19 protein-coding genes are annotated in these 20,659 nt (G+C 66.8%); 10 read left to right on the top strand and 9 right to left on the bottom strand.

The genetic code is table 11. The features are described 5' to 3' along the window. Window positions 1-10: 10 nt before the first annotated feature. Genes ACXU4B_RS15290 through ACXU4B_RS15280 form a run of 3 tightly spaced genes read right to left on the bottom strand, consistent with a single transcriptional unit; the run spans window position 11 to window position 3,131 of the window. Window positions 11-949 carry a glycosyltransferase family 2 protein gene (locus ACXU4B_RS15290; RefSeq protein ID WP_131410952.1) on the bottom strand — a complete coding sequence of 313 codons (939 nt, stop codon included), beginning with the start codon at window positions 947-949 and terminating at the stop codon, window positions 11-13. A gap of 2 nt (window positions 950-951) precedes the next feature. Then, the gene (locus tag ACXU4B_RS15285) at window positions 952-1,896 is read right to left on the bottom strand and encodes a UDP-glucuronic acid decarboxylase family protein (protein ID WP_131410954.1); all 945 of its coding nucleotides are present in this window, start codon (window positions 1,894-1,896) and stop codon (window positions 952-954) included. Window positions 1,897-1,940: 44 nt separating this feature from the next. Next, entirely contained in the window at window positions 1,941-3,131 is a 1,191-nt protein-coding gene (locus ACXU4B_RS15280; RefSeq protein ID WP_165583205.1) for an O-antigen ligase family protein, read from the bottom strand. A gap of 245 nt (window positions 3,132-3,376) precedes the next feature. On the opposite strand from ACXU4B_RS15280, the gene ACXU4B_RS15275 reads away from it, so the two are divergent. The 4 genes from ACXU4B_RS15275 to ACXU4B_RS15260 all read left to right on the top strand — a co-directional run bounded on the left by ACXU4B_RS15275 (window position 3,377) and on the right by ACXU4B_RS15260 (window position 7,809). Then, on the top strand, window positions 3,377-4,192 hold the full coding sequence (locus ACXU4B_RS15275) for a glycosyltransferase family 2 protein (protein WP_131410957.1): 816 nt from the start codon (window positions 3,377-3,379) through the stop codon (window positions 4,190-4,192). Then, window positions 4,189-5,217: a CDP-glycerol glycerophosphotransferase family protein gene (locus ACXU4B_RS15270; protein WP_131410959.1), complete on the top strand. Its 1,029-nt coding sequence runs from the start codon at window positions 4,189-4,191 to the stop codon at window positions 5,215-5,217. The genes ACXU4B_RS15275 and ACXU4B_RS15270 overlap by 4 nt, the downstream gene beginning before the upstream one ends. A gap of 545 nt (window positions 5,218-5,762) precedes the next feature. Next, a complete protein-coding gene (locus tag ACXU4B_RS15265) occupies window positions 5,763-7,469 on the top strand; it encodes an ArnT family glycosyltransferase (protein ID WP_131410961.1) in 1,707 nt (568 codons plus the stop codon). A gap of 4 nt (window positions 7,470-7,473) precedes the next feature. After that, window positions 7,474-7,809, top strand: a complete 336-nt coding sequence (locus ACXU4B_RS15260; RefSeq protein ID WP_131410963.1) for a hypothetical protein — start codon at window positions 7,474-7,476, stop codon at window positions 7,807-7,809. Between the two features lie 17 nt (window positions 7,810-7,826). Here the strand turns inward: ACXU4B_RS15260 and ACXU4B_RS15255 are convergent, their stop codons facing one another. Then, on the bottom strand, window positions 7,827-8,708 hold the full coding sequence (locus ACXU4B_RS15255; protein WP_131410965.1) for an LpxL/LpxP family acyltransferase: 882 nt from the start codon (window positions 8,706-8,708) through the stop codon (window positions 7,827-7,829). 116 nt (window positions 8,709-8,824) lie between these two features. Here ACXU4B_RS15255 and dtd point away from each other — a divergent pair, with 116 nt between their 5' ends. Both dtd and rpoD read left to right on the top strand, forming a co-directional pair. Next, window positions 8,825-9,280 (top strand): D-aminoacyl-tRNA deacylase, encoded by a 456-nt coding sequence (gene dtd / locus ACXU4B_RS15250; protein ID WP_131410968.1) that lies wholly within the window; start codon window positions 8,825-8,827, stop codon window positions 9,278-9,280. Window positions 9,281-9,445: 165 nt separating this feature from the next. After that, window positions 9,446-11,302, top strand: a complete 1,857-nt coding sequence (gene rpoD / locus ACXU4B_RS15245; RefSeq protein ID WP_131410970.1) for an RNA polymerase sigma factor RpoD — start codon at window positions 9,446-9,448, stop codon at window positions 11,300-11,302. 84 nt (window positions 11,303-11,386) lie between these two features. Here rpoD and ACXU4B_RS15240 read toward each other — a convergent pair whose 3' ends face one another. The 3 genes from ACXU4B_RS15240 to ACXU4B_RS15230 all read right to left on the bottom strand — a co-directional run bounded on the left by ACXU4B_RS15240 (window position 11,387) and on the right by ACXU4B_RS15230 (window position 14,441). Continuing rightward, window positions 11,387-11,758, bottom strand: coding sequence for a nuclear transport factor 2 family protein (locus ACXU4B_RS15240; protein WP_131410973.1), 372 nt, complete (start codon window positions 11,756-11,758; stop codon window positions 11,387-11,389). 93 nt (window positions 11,759-11,851) lie between these two features. Continuing rightward, the gene (locus tag ACXU4B_RS15235) at window positions 11,852-13,456 is read right to left on the bottom strand and encodes a S10 family peptidase (RefSeq protein ID WP_131410976.1); all 1,605 of its coding nucleotides are present in this window, start codon (window positions 13,454-13,456) and stop codon (window positions 11,852-11,854) included. A gap of 127 nt (window positions 13,457-13,583) precedes the next feature. Further along, window positions 13,584-14,441 carry an EamA family transporter gene (locus ACXU4B_RS15230; RefSeq protein WP_131410978.1) on the bottom strand — a complete coding sequence of 286 codons (858 nt, stop codon included), beginning with the start codon at window positions 14,439-14,441 and terminating at the stop codon, window positions 13,584-13,586. 244 nt (window positions 14,442-14,685) lie between these two features. On the opposite strand from ACXU4B_RS15230, the gene ACXU4B_RS15225 reads away from it, so the two are divergent. After that, entirely contained in the window at window positions 14,686-14,991 is a 306-nt protein-coding gene (locus tag ACXU4B_RS15225; RefSeq protein ID WP_131410980.1) for a DUF1272 domain-containing protein, read from the top strand. A gap of 11 nt (window positions 14,992-15,002) precedes the next feature. On the opposite strand, the gene ACXU4B_RS15220 is transcribed toward ACXU4B_RS15225, so the two are convergent. Then, window positions 15,003-15,401, bottom strand: a complete 399-nt coding sequence (locus ACXU4B_RS15220) for a DUF302 domain-containing protein (RefSeq protein WP_131410982.1) — start codon at window positions 15,399-15,401, stop codon at window positions 15,003-15,005. Between the two features lie 59 nt (window positions 15,402-15,460). Further along, window positions 15,461-16,213, bottom strand: a complete 753-nt coding sequence (locus ACXU4B_RS15215) for a GntR family transcriptional regulator (RefSeq protein ID WP_131410984.1) — start codon at window positions 16,211-16,213, stop codon at window positions 15,461-15,463. Window positions 16,214-16,432: 219 nt separating this feature from the next. On the opposite strand from ACXU4B_RS15215, the gene zwf reads away from it, so the two are divergent. From zwf to edd, 3 genes are all read left to right on the top strand, one after another. Continuing rightward, the gene (gene zwf / locus ACXU4B_RS15210; protein ID WP_131410986.1) at window positions 16,433-17,899 is read left to right on the top strand and encodes a glucose-6-phosphate dehydrogenase; all 1,467 of its coding nucleotides are present in this window, start codon (window positions 16,433-16,435) and stop codon (window positions 17,897-17,899) included. Between the two features lie 135 nt (window positions 17,900-18,034). Continuing rightward, window positions 18,035-18,748, top strand: a complete 714-nt coding sequence (gene pgl, locus ACXU4B_RS15205) for a 6-phosphogluconolactonase (protein WP_131410988.1) — start codon at window positions 18,035-18,037, stop codon at window positions 18,746-18,748. Between the two features lie 70 nt (window positions 18,749-18,818). Continuing rightward, a complete protein-coding gene (gene edd, locus ACXU4B_RS15200; protein ID WP_131410990.1) occupies window positions 18,819-20,636 on the top strand; it encodes a phosphogluconate dehydratase in 1,818 nt (605 codons plus the stop codon). Window positions 20,637-20,659 lie beyond the last annotated feature (23 nt).

Raw genomic sequence — 20,659 nt, 5'->3', positions numbered from 1 at the left:
TCGTCAGGCTTCATGGTGCCGCTCCCGCAGCGCGCTTCTGTCGCAGGCCATGGCGCAGGATCGAGATGGCGCGTTCCACGCGCTTGGGCCAGCCAGCGCTGCCGCGGCGCAAGGCGATGCGGGCGTAACGCCATGCTTCGTCCATGCCCGGCGCGGGCTTGCTGCGGAATTCCGCCTTGGCCAGGTCCAGCGTATGGACGTCCATATGCATCTGGCTGGCGTAGTGGTTGATCAGGCTGCGCGAGCGGAACAGGTTCGCGAACTGGTTCTCGCGGTGACGGGCGTGCCACCAGCCGTTCGCGCCATGCACGCGGTAGTGCACCTGGCCCGTCGGCAGGAAGTACTTGCGCGCACCGAGCAGGCTGCTGCCGAACACCAGGCAGTTGTCGGCGGAGATGCGCCAGCTGTGCAGGAACGCCGCCGGCAGGTCCAGCGCGCGCTGGGCCCAGGGGCGTCGCATCGACAGGGCGGAAGTGGCCGCCCCGTACCAGTACGCGGTCACCCAGGTGCTGATGGCGGTGTAGCCCAGGTCGGTTGCGCGGTCGGCATAGCCGATGATGCCCTCCTCGTTGCCGAACAGGCTGACGTCGGTGAACACGAAGTCGAGGTCCCGGCGCGCGTCGTACAGCTCGCCGATGCGGGCGAGGTAGTCCTTGCCCCAGTGATCATCGGCGTCCAGGAAACAGACCACGTCGCCGGTCACGCCGTCCATGCCCTTGACGAAGGCGGACAGCTGGCCGCCATTGCTCACGCAGCGCAGCGTCACGCGCGGATCGTCGCCGTAGTGTTCCGCCAGCCAGGCGGCCGAGCCGTCGGTGGAGCCATCGTCCATCACGATGACCTGGGCGGCGGCGCGTGTCTGCGCCAGCACGCTCTCGACCGCCACGCCTACGTAGTCGCGGTAGTTGTAGTTGGTGATGATGACGCTGAAGCTCACCCCAGCCTTCATGGTCACGCTCCGGCGCCGAGCAGCTTGCGGAAGTACGCAATCGTCTCGCCCAGCCCGTCCTCGAGGCTCACGCGCGGCTCCCAGCCAAGCTTCTGCCTGGCCAGCGCGATGTCGGGCTGGCGCTGGCGCGGATCGTCCGATGGCAGCGGGCGGAACACCAGCCGGGACCGGCCGCCCACCAGCTGCAGCACCTTCTCGGCCAGTTGCAGCATGGTGTGCTCGACCGGGTTGCCGATGTTCACGGGCCCGGTGAAGCCGGCCTCGCTGTTCATCATGCGCACGATCACGTCGATCAGGTCGTCGACGTAGCAGAAGCTGCGCGTCTGGCTGCCGTCGCCATAGATGGTGATGTCCTCGCCCCGGAGCGCCTGCACGATGAAGTTGCTCACCACGCGGCCGTCATTGGGATGCATGCGCGGCCCATAGGTGTTGAAGATGCGCACCACCTTGATGTCGAGCGCGTTCTGCCGGTGGTAGTCGAAGAACAGTGTCTCGGCGCAACGCTTGCCCTCGTCGTAGCAGCTGCGGATGCCGATGGGATTGACGCGGCCCCAGTAGTCCTCGCGCTGCGGATGCACCTCGGGGTCGCCGTACACCTCGCTGGTGGAAGCCTGCAGGATGCGCGCACCCGTGCGCTTGGCCAGGCCCAGCATGTTGATCGCGCCATGCACGCTGGTCTTGGTGGTCTGCACGGGGTCGTGCTGGTAGTGCACGGGCGAGGCAGGGCAGGCGAAGTTGAAGATGCGGTCGACTTCGACGTAGAGCGGAAACGTCACGTCGTGGCGCATCAGCTCGAAGTAGGGGTGGCTGAGCAGGTGGGCGATGTTCTGCTTGCTGCCGGTGAAGAAGTTGTCGACGCACAGGACGTCGTGGCCATCTTTCAGCAGCCGGTCGCAAAGATGCGAGCCGAGGAATCCCGCACCACCGGTTACCAGCACCTTGTTCATCGTGAAGCCCCCGAGTCCCCGTTCCGCGTCGGGGTACTTTAGTTTTATTGGAGAGGAGTTGCTTGGCCCTGCCAGCGCGCCCGCCAGGCCAGGCCCAGCGCCAGCGCAAACGGCATCCACACCAGCAGCCAGGTCGGGCGCGGACTGTCCAGCATCTGCGGCATGTCGAACTGCAGCACGACCGAGGCATATACCCAGATCGCCAGCACGACCCGCCCCTGCATGAGGCCGCGATGCCGCCAGCCCTGCCAGGCGACCATCAGCCACATTGCCACCGTCAGCAGCAGGCCCGGGATGCCCAGCTCAACCGTCATCTGGGTCAGCAGGTTATGCGTATGGGTATACGGCTGGCCATACACCATCAAGGTGAAGTGGACGCCCTCCCCGAGGCCGAGCCACGGCCGCTGGGCAATCAGGTGCAGCGACTGCGCGAACAGTTCCGGGCGCAGCGACATGCCGCGCTCCATCAGCCATGACGACCGCCACAGCAAGGCGAGCGCGATGCTCGCCAGCACGCCGGCGGCGAACCAGCGATAGCGCCGCTCCGACCGCCACAGCGGCATCAGCATCACGGTGACGCACAGGGCCAGCCAGACGTTGCGCGTCTGGGTCAGGCCGACGAACACGAACAGCACGGCCATCGCCGCATAGCGAAGCACGCACCAGCGGCGCTCACGGAGGTCGAGCTGGCTCAGCCACAGCGCCACGGCGCCCATCATGGCCGCGGCATAGTTGGAGGTGGCGATGGTTCCGCCGCCGACGATGCGGTTGTCGACACCCGGCGCAATGAGGAAGCTGACGCAATAGAAGCCGGCGCAGGCGGCCAGGCCCACGCCGACCGCCAGCAGCAGCGTGCGGATGCGCGAGGCCTCGTCGGCGGCAAAGCCATGCCAGCCGAGCACGAAGGCCAGCACGCTGAGCATGCGCCCGACACCGTCGCCGGGACGCGACAGCGTGCCCCAGACCAGGGACGCCATGGCCCAGGCCAGCAACAGCAGGAACACGCGGAATGCCGGCAATGGCCACAGCTGGCGCCACACACGCGCACGCGCCGAAAAAGCCAGGACCAGCGCCGGCAGGTACAGCAACAGGATCAGGCTGGCCTGGTAGGCCTTGCCCGGATTGAACGACGCACCGGCCGGCATGATGGCCATGCCGAGCATCATCCAGGCAATGCCGACCCCGACGATCCAGCGTCCGATCTCGCGACTGCGCGGCTCAACATTTGCGTTCAACGGGGTCGCTCTGCGTTCCATACTGCCTGCTTGCTTCGATCGTCGTTGCGGCCCCCGGGGATACCGCCCCCGTGCGGCACATCCGGCGCCGATGCCTCCAATAGTCTGTGGCCTGGCGACGCCTTTGTCAGCAACATAGTGCACACCCGCAGCTGAAAAAGAGCCGACCACGGCGCCCCTGCGGGCCAGGCCGGGGTACCGTCAAGCGCACGGTAAGCCGGCCAAATACGGCTAGAATTCACGCCATGCCTACCTTTCCCCTCACCCTCGTGGTCATCACCCACAACGAGGCGAACGCCATCGGACGCTGCCTCGACAGCGTGCCGTTTGCGGCCGAGAAGCTGGTGATCGACAGCGGCAGCACCGATGACACCGTGGCCGTCGCCCAGGCGCACGGCGCCCGGGTGGTGCAGCAGCCGTGGCTGGGCTTCGGTCCGCAGCGCAATTTCGCCACGACCCAATGCCAGCACGACTGGATCCTCGCACTGGACGCCGACGAATACCTTTCGCCGGCGCTGGCCAGCGAACTGGAGCAGCGCCTGGCGGAACTGATGGCCAGTGACATCTGCGTCGCCTACCTGCGCCGCGCCACCATCTTCATGGGCGCGCCCATGCGCTGGTACTTGCCGTCGGTGGGCGAAAAGATGGCGCGGCTGTTCCATCGCGACCGGGCCCGCTGGACCGACGCACGCGTGCACGAGTCGCTGCGTTTCGACGGGCCGTCCGTGCTGCTGAAGGCCCCGTTCAACCACGAGAACAACCCGAGCCTGCCGCAGAAGCAGATCAAGGTGTTGCGCTACGCCGAACTCAAGTGCCGCGACTGGCTGGAGAAGGACAAGCCGGTGCGCATGTGGCAGACGCCGTTCGTGTACCTGCTCTCCTTCATCAAGGACTACCTGTTCCGGCTGGGCTTCCTCGACGGCTGGCGTGGCTTCGTGATCGCCCAGACCGGGGCCTCCTATGCGGCCTACAAGCGCATGCGCTACTACGAAATGCGCCGCAATCCGGCCTCGCTGGACAGCGCGACCGATGCCCTGGTCCGGCACGGCATCGATCGATGAGCAGGCAGCACTACCTTCTCTACGGCTCCGAGCGCTACGCGCTGGCCATCCTGCGGCCGATCCAGGACGCGATCCGCGCACGCGGCGACGAGGCCGCCTGGTTCTTCGACGGTCCCGGCGCGGAAGACCTGGTGGAAGGCGAGCGCCTGTTGTCCGTGCAGGAAGTGCGCGCGTGGCAGCCCCGTGCGGTGATCACGTCGAGCAACGCGGTGCCGCACTTCTTCCCGGGCGTGAAAGTGGAAACCTTCCACGGCTTCGACGCCGGCAAGCCGCGGCACATCTACGTGCGCGGCTTCTTCGACCTGTACTGCACGACCGGACCGCGCGATACGGCGAAGTTCACCGAAATCGCCGATCGCGTCGGCCATTTCTCCGTCATCGAAACCGGCTTCCCCAAGCTCGACCCCTTCATGCGCGAGATCAGCGGACCGATCCCGCCGGTGCGCCAGCCGCCGGTGATCCTTTACCACTCGACGTTCTCGCCGTCGTGGAGCGCCGCCGAGACGCTGTACGAGGAGGTGAAGCGGCTTTCGCGTGACGGCCGCTGGCGCTGGATCGTCACCTTCCACCCGAAGATGAACCCGGACACCGTCGCCAGGTACAAGGCGCTGCAGAACGAATACCTCGCGTTCGCCGAGAACGACAATATCCTGGAGCTGTTCCCCCAGGTGGACATGATGTGCTCGGACACCTCGTCCGCGCTCAACGAGTTCCTGCTCACCGGCAAGCCGGTGGTGACCTTCAAGAACCGCCGCCCGGGCCCGCAGCTGATCGATATCCACGAGGCATCGCAGTTCGAGCCGGCGATCGAGCGCGCGCTGGCGCGGCCACCGGAGTTGATGCAGGCCATCCGCGAGTACGGCGACGCCATCCATCCCTACCGCGACGGCCACTCCAGCGAACGCGTGCTGCAGGCCATCGACACCTTCATCGCCGCAGGCGGCCGCAACCGCCGGCGCAAGCCCTGGAACTTCTGGCGGAAGCTGAAGATCCGGCGACGGATCGGGTATTGGGGTCCGGCCTGACGGGTAGCGTGGAACGAAGGAATCCTTCTCCCATCGGGAGAGGGTGGCGGTAGCCGGATGAGGGTTCGGGCGAAGCGAGCCGTTGAAGGTTACGCAAGCCTCGTACCCTCTCCCCAACCCCTCTCCCAAGGGGAGAGGGGCTGACGCTGTCCCCATCGAAGGAATCCTTCTCCCTTCGGGAGAAGGTGGCGGTAGCCGGATGAGGGTTCGGGCGAAGCGACCCGTTGAAGGTTGCGCAAGCCTCGTACCCTCACCCCAACCCCTCTCCCAAGGGGAGAGGGGCTGACGCTGTCCCCGTCGAAGGAATCCTTCTCCCTTCGGGAGAAGGTGGCGGTAGCCGGATGAGGGTTCGGGCGAAGCGAACCGTTGAAGGTTGCGCAAGCCCCGCACCCTCTCCCCAACCCCTCTCCCGACGGGAGAGGGGCTAAGGCAGCGGCGAACGGAGAAATCCTTCTCGCATGGCGAGGGGCCTGGTCACGACGACCTGGGCCACCGCCTGCACCCGCTCGGGCTAGAATCGCCCCAACTCATCAAGAAGACTGCCCGTGGCATCCAGCAGCTACAGCCGCTCCGAATACCTGCGCTCCCTCTGGCCATGGCTGCCCCTGTGGGGCCTGGCGGCCTTGCTGGCGATTTTCTCGCACGGGCCGATGCCGCTGTACTCCACGCGCACCCTGGCGGTGGCATGGGAAATGTGGAACCACCAGCACTGGCTGGTGCCGCATATCAACGGCCAGCCTTACAGCGAGAAGGTGCCCTTGCTGTTCTGGATGATCCATGCCGGCTGGTTCGTGTTCGGCGTCAATGACGTCTGGCCGCGCGTGCTTGAGGTGATCTTCGGTGGCGCCGAGCTGGTGCTGGTCTCGTTGTTGGCGCAGCGCCTGTTCCCCAGCCGCCCCTGGGTGGCCAAGGCTTCGCCGTGGATGCTGCTGGCGCTGGGCTACGCCTTCCTGTTCGGCCTGCAGATCATGTACGAGGTGCTGCTGGCCGTCTGGGTACTGGCCGCCTTGCTGTGCCTGACGCCCAGGCCGCAGCGCGCCGAGCCGCGTTGGCTGCTGTTCGGCCTGTGCATCGGCGCGGGCCTGCTGACCAAGGGCCCGGTGATGCTGCTGCACGTCGCCTTCCCCTGGCTGCTGGGGCCGCTATGGAGCGACTGGGCCCGCGACAACCGCGCGCGCTGGTACGGGCGCGGCGTGCTGTCGGTCCTGCTGGGTGGCGCGATGTTGCTGGCCTGGGCGCTGCCCGCCGGCTTCAGCGGTGGCGAGGCGTATCGCCAGCGACTGTTCTTCACCCAGACCGCCGGGCGCGTGGTCAATGCGTTCGACCATGCCCGTCCGTTCTGGTGGTACGTACCGATGGTCCCGGCGCTGCTGTTCCCCTTCAGCGGCTGGCCGCGCGCGTGGGCCGCGCTGATCACGCTGCGCCGACCGTTCGACCACGGCATCCGCTTCGCGCTGTGCTGGCTGCTGCCGGTGATGCTGGTGTTCTCCTTCATCAGCGGCAAGCAGCTGTATTACCCGCTGCCGGAATTCGCCGGTGGCGTACTGCTGCTTGCCGGTGCCGTGGCGGTGCTGCGCGACCAGCGCCCCGCACTGGCCAGTACGCCCTGGCTGGGCACCTGGCCGCTGGGCGTGGGCGGCATCCTGTTCGGCGCGTTCCTGTTCGTGCTGCCGGTGCTGGTGGCGCACAACGAGCTGCATGGCGAGTGGTTCGACAATACGCAGCGCTATAGCCGCTATTTCAGCGTGGTGTTCGTGCTGCTGGGCGCGCTGCTGCTGCTGCGCGGCCGCGGTGAGATGCGCCGGCTCGCCTTCGCCGGCCTGGTCGGCACGCTGGCGCTCAATACGCTGTTCACGCTGACCATGTGGCAGAACTTCGACCTGCGCCCGTCGGCGCACCTGCTCGGCGCGGCCGATGCCGAAGGCCGGGCCATCGGCTATGTCGGTAATTACGAGGGCCAGTTCCATTTCGAGGGCCGCCTCACCCGGCCGATCGAGCGCCTGAGCGAGGGCGAACAGCTGCAAACGTTCGCGCTCGAGCATCCCGATGGGCTGGTGATTGCGCGTCCCGAGAAGCTGCAGCCGACCGACCTGCGTTACCCGCTGCTGGTGCAGCCATTCCGTTCGTCGTGGGTGGTGATCTGGCCGGCCCGGTCGCTGGCGGAGCTGCGCGCCGGCCGCGTGCCGCCCGAGCCGGCGCATCCGACCCGGGTTTACCAGGTCGACGAATGGCGCTTCCGCGCCCTGCAGTGAGGCCATGAACGAGACCCTGATCGCCAACCTGCGCGCGCAGTGCGGCGGTCCGCGCGACGGCGCGTTGTTGCGCTTCTCGCTGGGCAATGCCCTGCTGGCGACCGGCGACGCGGTCACCGCTGCACTGGAGCTGCGCCAAGCGGTGGCCTTCGACGCGAACTATTCGGCCGCCTGGAAACTGCTGGGCAAGGCCTGCCTCGCCCTGGACGACAAGACCGGAGCCGCCGATGCATGGCGGCAAGGCATCGCTGCCGCACAGTCGCGCGGCGACAAGCAGGCCGAGAAGGAGATGGTGGTGTTTCTGCGCCGGGTGGAACGCGATTCCTCTGGGGGGGCGTGACCGCCCAGGGCCCGCGCTCAGTCGTACGGGCTCTTCCAAGTATCCGAGGAATAGCGCTTGTAGTGCCACTGGTACTGCGCGAAGGCCAGTTCCACGCACTGCTCGACGCCACGATTGAGCGCACGGCACGACACCGCCACGTCGGTGTCCGCCAGCCCGTCGGGTGCAGGCAGCACATGGATGCGGTAGCCCTCGCCGCGCGGCAGCCGCTCGGCCAGGGCGAACAGTACGGTGGCACCGGTGCGTGCCGCGAGGCGCGGCAGCAATACCATGGTCAACGCATCGCGACCGAAGAACGGCGCTACTTCGCCTTCGCCGGCGCGCGGCTTCTGGTCGGGCAGGATGCCGACGGTGCCGCCCGCAGCCAGGCGCTTGTACAACGTACGCACACCCGCGCCCTCCGCGCGCACCTGTTCCGGCGCCAGTGCACCGCGCACCTTGCGCAACAGGCCTTCCACGGCGGCGATGCGTGGCGGCCGATAAAGGATCGCCATCGGCGTCTTGCGGCATAGCCAGTAGTTGAGCAGCTCCCAGCAACCCAGGTGCGGCGCGGCGATGATCACGCCCTTGCCGGCCGCCAGCGCGGCATCGAACAAGGCTTCGCCGCGCACCTCGCGCACCAGGTCGAGGGCGCGCTCGGCGTCGTTGCCCCAGATCCTGGCGATCTCGGTGGCCGACTTGCCGCTCTCGTCCATGACCGTGCGCAGCAAGGCCGCCTGGGCTTGCTCGCCGAGGTCGGGCCGCGCGATGCGCAGGTTGACCGCGGTGTTGTGGGCGGTGCCACTGCGGCACCACAGGGAAAGGCGGCCGATGCCCGCGCCAATGCCGTGCAGCACGCGCAGCGGCAGCCGTCCGAACAGGCGCAGCAGGAGATAGAGGAGAAGGATGTCGAATCGCATGAGGGGGTGAAGGGTAAAGGGTAAACGCCAAGGAGTGAGAGCCCGGGCCGCTGGCGGCCTTGGCATCGCCGCCTGACCATTTACTATCTGCCCCTCACCACCAGCATCGCCCATCCATGATCGCCCTGATCCAGCGCGTCCAGTCCGCCCGTGTCGATGTCGAAGATGCCGATGGCGCGCCGGAAACGGTGGGGTCCATCGGGCCGGGCCTGCTCGCACTGGTCGCCGTGCAGCCGGGCGACGACGAGCCACGCACGCGCCGCCTGCTGGAACGGTTGCTCGGTTACCGCGTATTCCCCGACGAGCAGGGCCGCATGAACCTCTCGCTGGCCACGACCGGTGGCGACTTGCTGCTGGTCAGCCAGTTCACCCTGGCCGCCGACACGCGCTCGGGCATGCGCCCAAGCTTCACCGGCGCCGCCACGCCGGACGAGGGCCGGCGCTGGTTCGAGCGCCTGGTGGAGCTGGCGCGCGCGACGCATCCGAGGGTGGAAATCGGGCGCTTCGGCGCCCATATGAAAGTCCATCTGGTCAACGATGGCCCGGTCACTTTCTGGCTGGAGACGCCATGACCCCGGTCGATGCAGCCATCTCGCCCCCATTCCGACAAAATCATCGCAAGATGCCTATTTGGCGCGATTTTTGCGTGTCGACCGTCCCGATTCCTTTACTTGAAAACTGGTCAAAAAAGCATCACATGGGTATACTGATCGGTTCCTGCATACGCGGCGGTAGGTATGAATAGCAAAGCTCCCGAGCAACAGTCTGAAATCAAGGCGCTCATTTCCAAGGGTCTGGAGCAGGGCTACCTGACCTACGCCGAGATCAACGACCACCTGCCCGACGACATCGTCGATCCGGAGCAGATCGAAGACATCATGGCGGTGCTCAAGGGCGTCGGCATCGAGGTGCACGACGCTGCGCCCGATTCGGACCCGCTCTCGGACAACGCCCCGGGCGCTTCCACCGACGACGAAGCCGCCGCCGAAGAAGCGGTCGCCCTGCTGTCGGCCGTGGACTCCGAGGTGGGCCGCACGACCGACCCGGTGCGCATGTACATGCGCGAGATGGGCACGGTCGAGCTGCTGACGCGTGAAGGCGAAATCGCCATCGCCAAGCGCATCGAGGAAGGCCTGGGCCAGGTGCAGACCGCGCTTGCCAGCTTCCCGCTGACCATCGAGCTGCTGCTCGAGGAATACGACCAGCACCTGGACGGCAAGCGCCGCCTCAGCGAGATCCTGGCCGGCTTCGCCGACCTCGAGGAAGCCGCCGACGCGGCCCAGGCCGCCGCGGCCGAGGCCGAACTGGACGCGGTCGACGAGGAAGTCGACGAGGAAGAAGAAGCCGCCACCGAGGACGAGGAAGCCGGCCCGACCGGTCCCGACCCGGAAGAGGTCAAGCGCCGCATGGAACTGCTGCGCGACTACTACGTCAAATTCCAGAAGGCGGCCCCCAAGGCCACCGACATCACCGACAAGAAGATCGTCAAGCTGCGCGACCAGATGGCTGAGGAATTCCTCAAGCTCAAGCTGCCGTCGGCGCTGATCGACGGCTTCGTGCGCAAGCTGCGCGAGGTGGTCAACGACATCCGTCACCACGAGCGCGTGCTGATGGACATCTTCGTGCGCCACGTGAAGATGCCCAAGGCCGAGTTCCTCAAGGCGTTCCCGAGCAACGAGGGCAACCTGGAGTGGGCCGCCGAGCTGGGCCGCAAGCGCCAGAAGTGGTCGCCCAACATCAAGACCCACAAGGAAGCGATCGACGCCGAGCAGGAAAAGCTCGCCTCGATCGAGCGCCAGCTGTTCCTGCCGCTGACCGACATCAAGGAAATCAACCGCACGATGTCGATCGGCGAGGCCAAGGCTCGCCGCGCGAAGAAGGAAATGGTCGAGGCCAACCTGCGCCTGGTCATCTCCATCGCCAAGAAGTACACCAACCGCGGCCTGCAGTTCCTCGACCTCATCCAGGAAGGCAACATCGGCCTGATGAAGGCCGTGGACAAGTTCGAATATCGCCGCGGTTACAAGTTCTCGACCTACGCCACGTGGTGGATCCGCCAGGCCATCACGCGCTCGATCGCCGACCAGGCGCGCACCATCCGCATCCCGGTGCACATGATCGAGACGATCAACAAGTTGAACCGCATTTCCCGCCAGATGCTGCAGCAGTTCGGCCGCGAGCCGACGCCGGAAGAGCTGGCCAAGGAAATGGAGATGCCCGAGGACAAGATCCGCAAGGTGCTCAAGATCGCGAAGGAACCGATCTCGATGGAAACCCCCATCGGCGACGACGAAGATTCGCACCTGGGCGACTTCATCGAGGACACCAACGCGTCCTCGCCGATCGAGTCGGCGACCGAAACGGGCCTGATGGAAACCGTGCGCGACGTGCTGGCCGGCCTCACCCCGCGGGAAGCGAAGGTGCTGCGCATGCGCTTCGGTATCGACATGAACACCGATCACACGCTGGAAGAGGTCGGCAAGCAGTTCGACGTCACGCGTGAACGCATCCGCCAGATCGAGGCCAAGGCGTTGCGCAAGCTGCGTCACCCGAGCCGCTCGGAGCAGCTGCGCTCGTTCCTCGACATCGACTGAGCACGACGCCGGTACGTGTAGAAAAGCCCCGCGAAAGCGGGGCTTTTTGTTTGGGCGACGCCCTCCCGTCCAGGCAGGGACGACTCACCCCATGTCGTAGAAGAACTGCTCCTGCACGATCTTGTCGTCCTTGACGTGATAGACGCAAACCTCGGTCATGGAGATGCGACCGTGTTCCTTCATCGTCACATCCAGCGTCATCACGACGCTGAACCAGTTGCCGGCCACCAGCGGATCGCTCACTTCGACGCCGTGGAACTGGGCAACACCCGCCTGGAAACGCTTGCCCTTCTCCAGGATCGCATCCAGCCCCTTCACGTTGCCCATCGGCCCGTTCGCGGCGGCCTCGGGCTCGATGCTGACTGCATCCTTGGCGTACAGCTCGTGTTGCGCTTCCTCGAACTGGCCATGGCGGCACATGGCGACCAGGCGCTTGGCGACGGTTTCGGTACTCATCGGGGCATCTCCGGCGAAAGGGTCGGGCGAGCCTAGCGCCGGCCACCGCAGCCGGGCGTGAAGGCGCGGCGGAACACCGCCGCGCCCGCACGATCAATGCTTGCTGACGTTGTCGGTTTCGCCGATGAAGCGCGCCACGTTGTCATGCAGCTGCTTGAGCGAGTCCTCGTGGGCGTAGACCATGTGTCCCGACGGGTACCACGCGTACGAGATGTTCTTCTGCAGGGCCGCCGGGATCGGCATGTGGTGCATCTCGTAGTCGGCCGCGTAGTACGGCGTGGCCAGGTCGTAGTAGCCGCCGTGCAGGGAGACGCGCAGGTTCGGGTTGGTCTTCATCGCCGTGGCCAGGTCGGGCATCACATTGGTCGACTGCTGCAGCGCCTCGACGGCGCCCGGCGCCTTGTGCGCGAACTCCCAGTGGTCGATGTCGGCGAACAGGCGGTAGGTCTGGCCATCGCCGAACTTCAGCTGGCGGCGCACGTAGTCGTTGAAGGCGGCGACATAGGCCGAGCTGATGGCCGAGGACTGCGGATCGTATTCCGACGCCTTGCTCAGCGGATCGAGCGACGGACCGGAGAAGCGGCTATCGAGGCGGCCGGTGGTGATGTCGCCGTCGGCCTGCAGTTCATGCTCGAACATGCCGCCGTCGACGCGCAGGTTGGCCTTGACCAGGTAGGACACCGGCAGGCCGGTGTACTGGTGCAGCTTCTGGGCGACCGCCTGCTTGCGCGCATCGTCCAGCCGCACGCCCGCCATCAGGGCCGAGGCGTATTCGGTGGTCGCGTACTGCTCCACTTCGCGCAGGAACGGCTCGAGTGCAGCGGGCTGCTGCGGCAGCCTGTGGTGGTAAAAGGCGGTGGCGGCGAAGGTGGGCAGCCCCACGACATACGGCAGGTCCACGCCGGGGTTGTTGGCGGCACCATCGATGCTGGTGTCGAAGTTGAGGATCTGCGAGAGCAGGATCACGCCGTTGAGGTCGACGCTGTTCTCGTTTTCCAGGATGTTGGCCACCACGGCCGAGCGCGTGGTGCCGTAGCTTTCGCCGAACAGGTACTTGGGCGAGTTCCAGCGGTTGTAGGTGGACAGGAACTGCGAGATGAACTGGGCGAAGGCATGACCGTCGCCGTCGACGCCGTAGATCTGCTTCTTGCGCTCCTTCATCAGCTCGTCGCGCTTGCCCTTGTCGGCCTCGTCGGCAATCAGGCGGCTGAAACCGGCGCCCGGGGCGTCGATGAAGACCAGGTCGGAGGCGTCGAGCAGGCTGTAGTCGTTGTTGACCAGTCCATAGGGCGCAGCCGGCGTGTGCGAATCATCGCTGGTCACCACGCGCCTGGGACCGAAGGCGCCCATGTGCAGCCACACCGTGGCCGAACCCGGGCCACCGTTGTAAATGAACGTGATCGGGCGCTTGCCCGGCTCGGCACCCTTCTTGAGATAGGCGGTATAAAACATGCTGACCTGCGGCTCGCCTTCCTTGTCGCCGCTGCCGTGCAACACCAGCGTGCCCGCCACCGCCTTGTAGTCGATGCTCTTGCCTTCGACCTTCACCGTACCCGAGGTCTCCGACGACTGTGGCTTGACCAGCGCCGCATCGGGCTTGTCGTCGGACTTGTGGTCCTTGTCGTTCTTGTCGGCGGCATAGGCGCTCGTGCCGAGCGTGAGCGCGGCAAGGGCAATCGTGAGGCGGAGCTTGCGCATGACGGTGAGACCTCTGGACGGGCGCGAGATGCGCGAAGCGCCCAGCTTAGGCAGCGTGGCCCGCCGCTTTCATACCCCAGAAGTCACCCTGTCGACGTATTTGTGGTCCCGCGTGAGACCTGGCCGCTCACGCCCACGCGATCAGGCCGATCGCGACCAGGGCCAGGGCCAGTCCCAGCGCGTTTACCAGGCTCAGGCGCTCGCGGAACACCAGCGTGCCAACCACGGCGCCGAGCGCCACCACGCCGAGGTTCATGCTGGCGAAGACCAGTGAAGGGTGGTCGGGCAAGGCCTGGTGACCGCGCACGTAGAACACGATGTTGCCGAAGTTCGCCAGGCCCAGCAGCGCGCCTGCCACGGCGTCGCGCAGGGTGAAACGCACGCGGTCATGCCAGCGGCGCCAGAGCTGCAGCGCAAAGGCGACCAGCAGCGCCAGCGCGAACATCGCCTGCAACGACGACGCGAAGGGCGTCCCCGCCAGGGCAATGCGCTTGAACATGATGTCGATGGCGCCAAAACCGGCAAAGACCACCAGCGGCCACAGCCAGCCGGGGCGACCGTTCTCGCCCTGGCGCTGATCGATCTTCCATACCATGCACAGCAAAGCGAGCAGGCCCAGTGCGATGCCGGCAGCCCTGTGCGCATTCAGCGTCTCGCCGAACAGCACGAAGGCGGCGAGCAGCGAGATCAGCAGCGACAGGCGCTGCGCCGCGTCGGTGCGCACGATGCCCGCGCTGCGCACCGAGGCAGCCAGGGCCAGGAAGATCACCGGCAGCAGCAGGCCCAGACCGACGAAGCCGAGCCAGGGAGCCTGCGGGCTGCGCAGCACGTCGAGCGACGGATGGAACACCATGGCGGTCAGCGCACTGGTGGCCACGTAGTTCCAGGCAATCGCCTGGCCCACGTCGACCTCCAGGCGGCGCGCGAGCTTGAGCAGCACCGACACCAGCACACTGCAGGCCACGCTCATCAACACGTAGATCATGAAAGGCCCTTGGCTGAGGCAATGAAAAGCCCGTCGCTGGCATGAGGCCACGAAGGGAGGTGAGCTCCAGCGCGCGAAACGCCAGCGCTCACGCGTGGAGCCATCTGCCCGATGGCGGACGGGGTGCCGCATTGTATCGACGCTGCCGCAGTCGCACAGGCCTGCCGAGCGTGCCACCGGACTGCGCTGGGCGCGACCGCAGGCCGGTGCGATGATTCGCGCGAACCTGCGCCGGGAGTCCCCCATGCTGGAACTTCGCCCCACCTGCGAGCATTGCAACAAGGCACTGCCGCCGTCATCCGCCGCGGCGATGATCTGCTCGTTCGAGTGCACCTTCTGCCGTGATTGCGTGGAGCTGCTGCACAACGTCTGCCCGAATTGCGGCGGCGGCTTCACGCCGCGGCCGGTGCGGCCGGCCCATGACTGGAAGCCGGGAGTCTCGCTGGGCCGATACCCGGCGACCACCAAGGTCACGCATCAGTCGGTCGACCTCGCCGCGCACGCGGCACTGGTCACTGCGGTGGCAGCGGTGGCGCCAGAACAGCGTTGACCTCCCTGGCGTCAGCCGGCGACCTGTCGCAACAAGGCGACGGCACCCGCAAGAGCGCTCGCCATGGCAGGCGGCAGGCCATGGCGGGCCACGATGTACTCGGGTGCGTTGTAGCCCACCCAGGTGACGCCCTGGGCGTCCTCCCACACCAGCACCTTCAGCGGAAGATCCAGCCCGACCGTTGGCGCGGCCTGCATCAGCGGCGTGCCGCCCCTGGGGTTGCCGAAGATGAGCATCTGTTGCTGGCACATGCTGAGCCCGGCACGGGCGGCGTCGCCGCTGAAGTCGATGAGGGCGAAGATGGTGAGGCCATGCGCCTCGAGTAGCTGGCGCAGGCGGTCGACGGTGGTCGGCACGTCGCTGGCGGCGCGAAAGCGGACGACGCCTTCCACATCCTGGTCGCTGGACATGATCGCTCCCCGGGCACCTGCCACAGCGCGAACAGCCGGCCGCAGCGGACCTTGGCAAGTCAGTCTGTCTGAAGTTCCGCGACGAAATCGTAGATGTCGCCGCGATACCACGAGGTGGTGAACTCCACCACGCGGCCGTCGTCGAGGAAGCTGCGGCGTTCGATGTTGAGGCCGGCGCTTCCGGCCGGCACGTGCAGCAGGCGCGCCTGCTGCGCACCGAGCGACACCGCGCGCAACCGCTGCAGCGCGCGGCGCGGGCGGCTGCCCAGGGTTTCCAGCACTTCGTACAGCGAGTCGTGCACGATCATCGGGTCGGGCAGGATGCTGGCCGGCACCACGCTGCGCTCGATCGCCAGGGGCTCTTCCTTGGCGTAGCGCACGCGATACAGCCGCGCCACCAGCACGCCGGGCGAAAGATTGAGCGCCATGGATTCTTCCGGCGTCACTTCGCCCACGCCGCGTTCGAAGAATTCCGATCGCGGATTGAGTCCGCGGGCCCGCAGGTCTTCGGTAAAGCTGGTGAGCCGCGACATCGGCTTGATGATGCGCTCGGCCACGAAGGTGCCGGCGCCGTGGCGCTGGTTGAGCAGGCCTTCCTCGACCAGGCCGGCGATGGCCTTGCGCACCGTCACCCGCGACAACTGCAGCAGGCGCGACAGGTCGCGTTCGCTGGGCAGCGCCTGGCCGGGTTCGATGTCCCGGTGTTCCACCACGTTGCGAATGGCCCGGCGCAGCCGCAGATAGGCCAGAGGCTGGCTGGTGGCCGGGTCGCGGCTGAGCCGGCGGTATTCGTTGACGAGGGCGGTTTCCATGCCCGAACGATACCAATGACCATACCAATCTTGCAATCGGCCGATGTGGCGCGGCCTTGCAGTGGTACCAGTTTTGCTTGCAGATCGTTACGCCAAGCCATGTCGCAGGGTGAGGCCCGGGAACTGGTTTTGTCTGGTATGTCACTGGTACGATCAACAGGCATTGCACGTGGTATGCATGCCACGTGTCACTCCCCGCATGGCGTTGAGGTGACTGAAGTGACTGCTTCTCCCCAACCGGTCGAGCCCTTCGACCTGGTCATTTTCGGCGGTACCGGCGACCTCGCCGTACGCAAGCTGCTGCCCGCCCTGTACCACCGTTTTGTCGACGGACAGATCCCCGACAGCAGCCGCATCATCGGCATTGCCCGCGAAGGGCTGGACGATGACGGTTACCGCACCACGATCCGCAAGGCGCTGCTCGAGGGCGGCGGCGACACCGCCAAGGTCGACGTGTTCCTGCGCCTGGTGGGTTACCGCTCGCTGGACGCGCGCAAGGACGACGGCTGGGACGACTTCGCCGCGCTGATCGGCGAACAACCCGAGCACGTGCGCGTGTTCTACCTGTCGACCTCGCCGGAACTGTTCGTCGATATCTGCAACCGGCTCGGTGGCCATGGCCTCAACAAGGGCAAGGCGCGCGTCGTGCTGGAAAAGCCGATCGGCCGCGACCTGGCCAGCGCCAACCAGATCAACGACGCGGTGGGCCACGTCTTCGACGAATCGCAGACCTTCCGCATCGACCACTACCTCGGCAAGGAAACGGTGCAGAATCTACTGGCGCTGCGTTTCGGCAACGCGCTGTTCGAACCGTTGTGGAATGCCGAGCACATCGACCACGTACAGATCACCGTGGCCGAAACCCTGGGCGTGGGCCAGCGCAGCGCGTACTACGACCGCGCAGGCGCCTTGCGCGACATGGTGCAGAACCACATCCTGCAGTTGCTGTGCATGGTGGCGATGGAACCGCCGTCCTCGCTCCAGCCCGATGCCGTGCGCGACGAGAAGCTCAAGGTGCTGCGCTCGCTCAAGCCCATCGACGAGGGCAACGCGGCGCAACTCACCGTGCGCGGCCAGTACCGCGCCGGCGTCGGCGAGAAGCAGAGCGTGCCGGGATACCTCGACGAACTGGCGGGCGGCAAATCCCACACCGAAACCTTCGTGGCACTGAAGGCGGAGATCGCCAACTGGCGCTGGGCCGGCGTGCCGTTCTACCTGCGCACCGGCAAGCGCCTGCCCGAGCGTGTGTCCGAGATCGTGGTGGTGTTCAAGGCGGTGCCGCATTCGATCTTCGATGCGTCGGCCGGCGTGCTTGCGCAGAATCGCCTGGTGCTGCGACTGCAGCCGGACGAAGACATCAAGCTGTGGCTGACCATCAAGCATCCGGGTCCGGGTGGCCTGCGCCTGCGCCACGTGCCGCTGGACATGAGCTTTGCCGAAGCCTTCGGCGTGCAGCAGCCCGACGCCTACGAGCGCCTGTTGCTCGACGTGGTGCGCGGCAACCCCACGCTGTTCATGCGCCGCGACGAAGTGGAAGCGGCATGGCGCTGGGCCGATCCCATCCTCGCCGCGTGGGCGGACAGCGGCGAGACGCCGCGCCCGTATACGTCCGGCACATGGGGCCCGAGTGCAGCCGTGGCGCTGATCGAGCGCGACGGTCGTACCTGGAACGAGGACAGTGAGTAGGCCGGTTGATGACGCGGCATCTCGCGATGCGCCGGTGTTTCACCTGCGCGTCGCGATGCCTTGCCTAGACTTGCCACCCTCCCTGTTCCACGGCTCGCGTGCCTGTCCACCGCGACGCCCCGCATCGTCATCGCCATGCTCCCCACGCTGAACGTCACTACGCACAGTTTCACCGAATGCCAGGCGCTTGCCGCCGCCTTGGCCGAGCGCGTCGCCGACCGCCTGCGCGAAGGCATTGCCGCGCGCGGCACTGCTTTGCTGGCCGTATCCGGCGGCAGCACGCCGCGGCATTTCTTCGAGAAGCTTTCGCGCGAAGCGGTGGAGTGGTCGAAGGTGCAGGTCACCCTGGTCGACGAGCGCTGGGTGCCTGAAAGCCACGAGCGCTCCAACGCCGGCATGGTCAAGGCGACGCTGTTGCAACACGCCGCTTCCAGCGCGCATTTCGTTCCGCTGTATGCCGATGCGCCCACGCCGGAGGCTGGCCTCGCCACGGTGCGCGCCCGCATGGCCGCGCTCACCCTGCCGTTCGACGCTGTCGTGCTGGGCATGGGCAACGACGGCCATACCGCTTCCTTCTTTCCCGGCGGCGATCGCCTGCCCGAGGCGCTGGACGCCGGCAGCCACGTCCGCGTGCTGCCGATGCGCGCGCCCGGCGCGGGCGAGCCGCGCATCACCTTCACGCTCGCCGCCCTGCTCGAGACGCACGCGCTTTACCTGCATATCGAAGGGGAGACCAAGCGCCACCTGCTTGCGGATGCGCGCCTGGGCCTGGGCGAGGCGGTCGACTATCCCGTGCGTGCCGTGCTGACCCAGCAACGCGTGCCCGTGGCGGTCTATTGGTGCCCCTAGGGCCTGCGCGGAACCCCATCGACGAATGGCGCGCGCGGTCGCGCGCTGCATCACACCCCGGAGTTCGATCATGAGTGTGCTTCACCCCGTCATCGCCGAAGTCACCGAACGCCTGCGCGAGCGCAGCCGGGACTCGCGCGCCGCTTATCTCAGCCGCATCGATGCCGCGCAGGGCAACGGCACGCACCGCGAGCGACTTTCATGCGGCAATCTCGCGCATGGCTTCGCCGCGTGCGGCACGGATGACAAGCAGCGCCTGCGCGAAGGCCATACGCCCAACCTGGCCATCATCAACGCCTACAACGACATGCTCTCGGCGCATCAGCCGTACGAGCGTTACCCCGAACTGATCCGCAAGGTGGCGCGCGAGGCAGGCATCACCGCGCAGATGGCCGGTGGCGTGCCGGCAATGTGCGATGGCATCACCCAGGGGCGCTCCGGCATGGAGCTGTCGCTGTTCTCGCGCGACCTCATTGCCATGGCGACCGCCGTGTCGTTGTCGCACGACATGTTCGATGGCGCGCTCTACCTGGGCATCTGCGACAAGATCGTGCCGGGCCTGCTGATCGGCGCGCTGAGCTTTGGCCATCTGCCGGGCCTGTTCATTCCCAGCGGCCCGATGCCCAGCGGCATCAGCAACGAGCAGAAGTCGAAGGTGCGCCAGGCCTACGCCGAGGGCAAGGCGACCAAGGCCGAGCTGCTCGAGGCGGAGGCAGGCTCGTACCACGCTGCGGGGACCTGCACCTTCTACGGCACCGCCAACTCCAACCAGATGCTGATGGAGATCATGGGCCTGCACCTGCCGGGCGCCAGCTTCGTGGCGCCGGACACGCCGCTGCGCGATGCCCTCACGCGCGAGGCCGTGCTGCGCGTGGCGGAGTTGAGCGCACCGGGCTCGTCGCACCTGCCGCTGGGCCACATCATCGATGAACGCGCGATCGTCAACGGCGTCATCGGACTGCATGCCACCGGCGGTTCGACCAACCACCTGCTGCACCTCGTGGCCATCGCGCGCGGCGCCGGCATCGAGCTGCGTTGGGACGATTTCGATGCGCTGTCGGCGGTGGTGCCGCTGCTGGCGCGCGTGTATCCCAACGGCTATGCCGACGTGAACCAGTTCCATGAAGCGGGCGGCATGGGTTTCCTGATCGACCAGCTGCTCTGCGCGGGCCTGCTGCACGGCGACGTGCGCACGGTGTTCGGTACCGGCATGGACGGCTATACGCAGGTGCCGCAGCTGGAGGAGGATGGCCGGCTGGTGTGGAAGCCGGTGTCCCGGGAGAGCGGCAACCGCGGCGTGCTGCGCGGCGCGGCCGAGCCGTTCCGCGCCGACGGCGGCCTGCGCATGCTGAGCGGCAACCTGGGACGCGCAGTGATCAAGGTGTCGTCGGTGCCCGATGATCGCCTGGTCATCGAGGCTCCCGCCATCGTGTTCCACGACCAGGACGACGTGCGCAAGGCCTTCGAGCGCGGCGAACTGAATCGTGATTTCGTCGCCGTGGTCCGCTTCCAGGGCCCGCAGGCGATCGGCATGCCGGAACTGCACAAGCTGACGCCCACGCTCGCGGTGCTGCAGGATCGCGGCCACCGCATCGCCCTGCTTACCGACGGCCGCATGTCCGGTGCGTCAGGCCGCGTGCCGGCCGCCATCCACGTCACCCCCGAAGCGCAGGACGGCGGTGCCATCGCACGCATTCGCGACGGCGACATCGTGCGCGTGGATGCGGTGCATGGACGCCTGGAGGTGCTGGTCGAGGCGGCGGAATTCGCGGCCCGCGAACCGGCCACGGCCGACCTTTCGGCGCATCAGTACGGCATGGGACGCGAACTGTTCGGGCTGTTCCGCCGGGCCGCCACCACGGCCGACCTCGGCGCCGGCGTGCTGTAACGCGCCACCTCTTCGTCATCGAT

Source organism: Dyella soli, assembly GCF_054482295.1.
The sequence above is the reverse complement of the archived record's forward strand: the minus strand, read 5'-3'. Positions and strand labels throughout refer to the sequence as shown.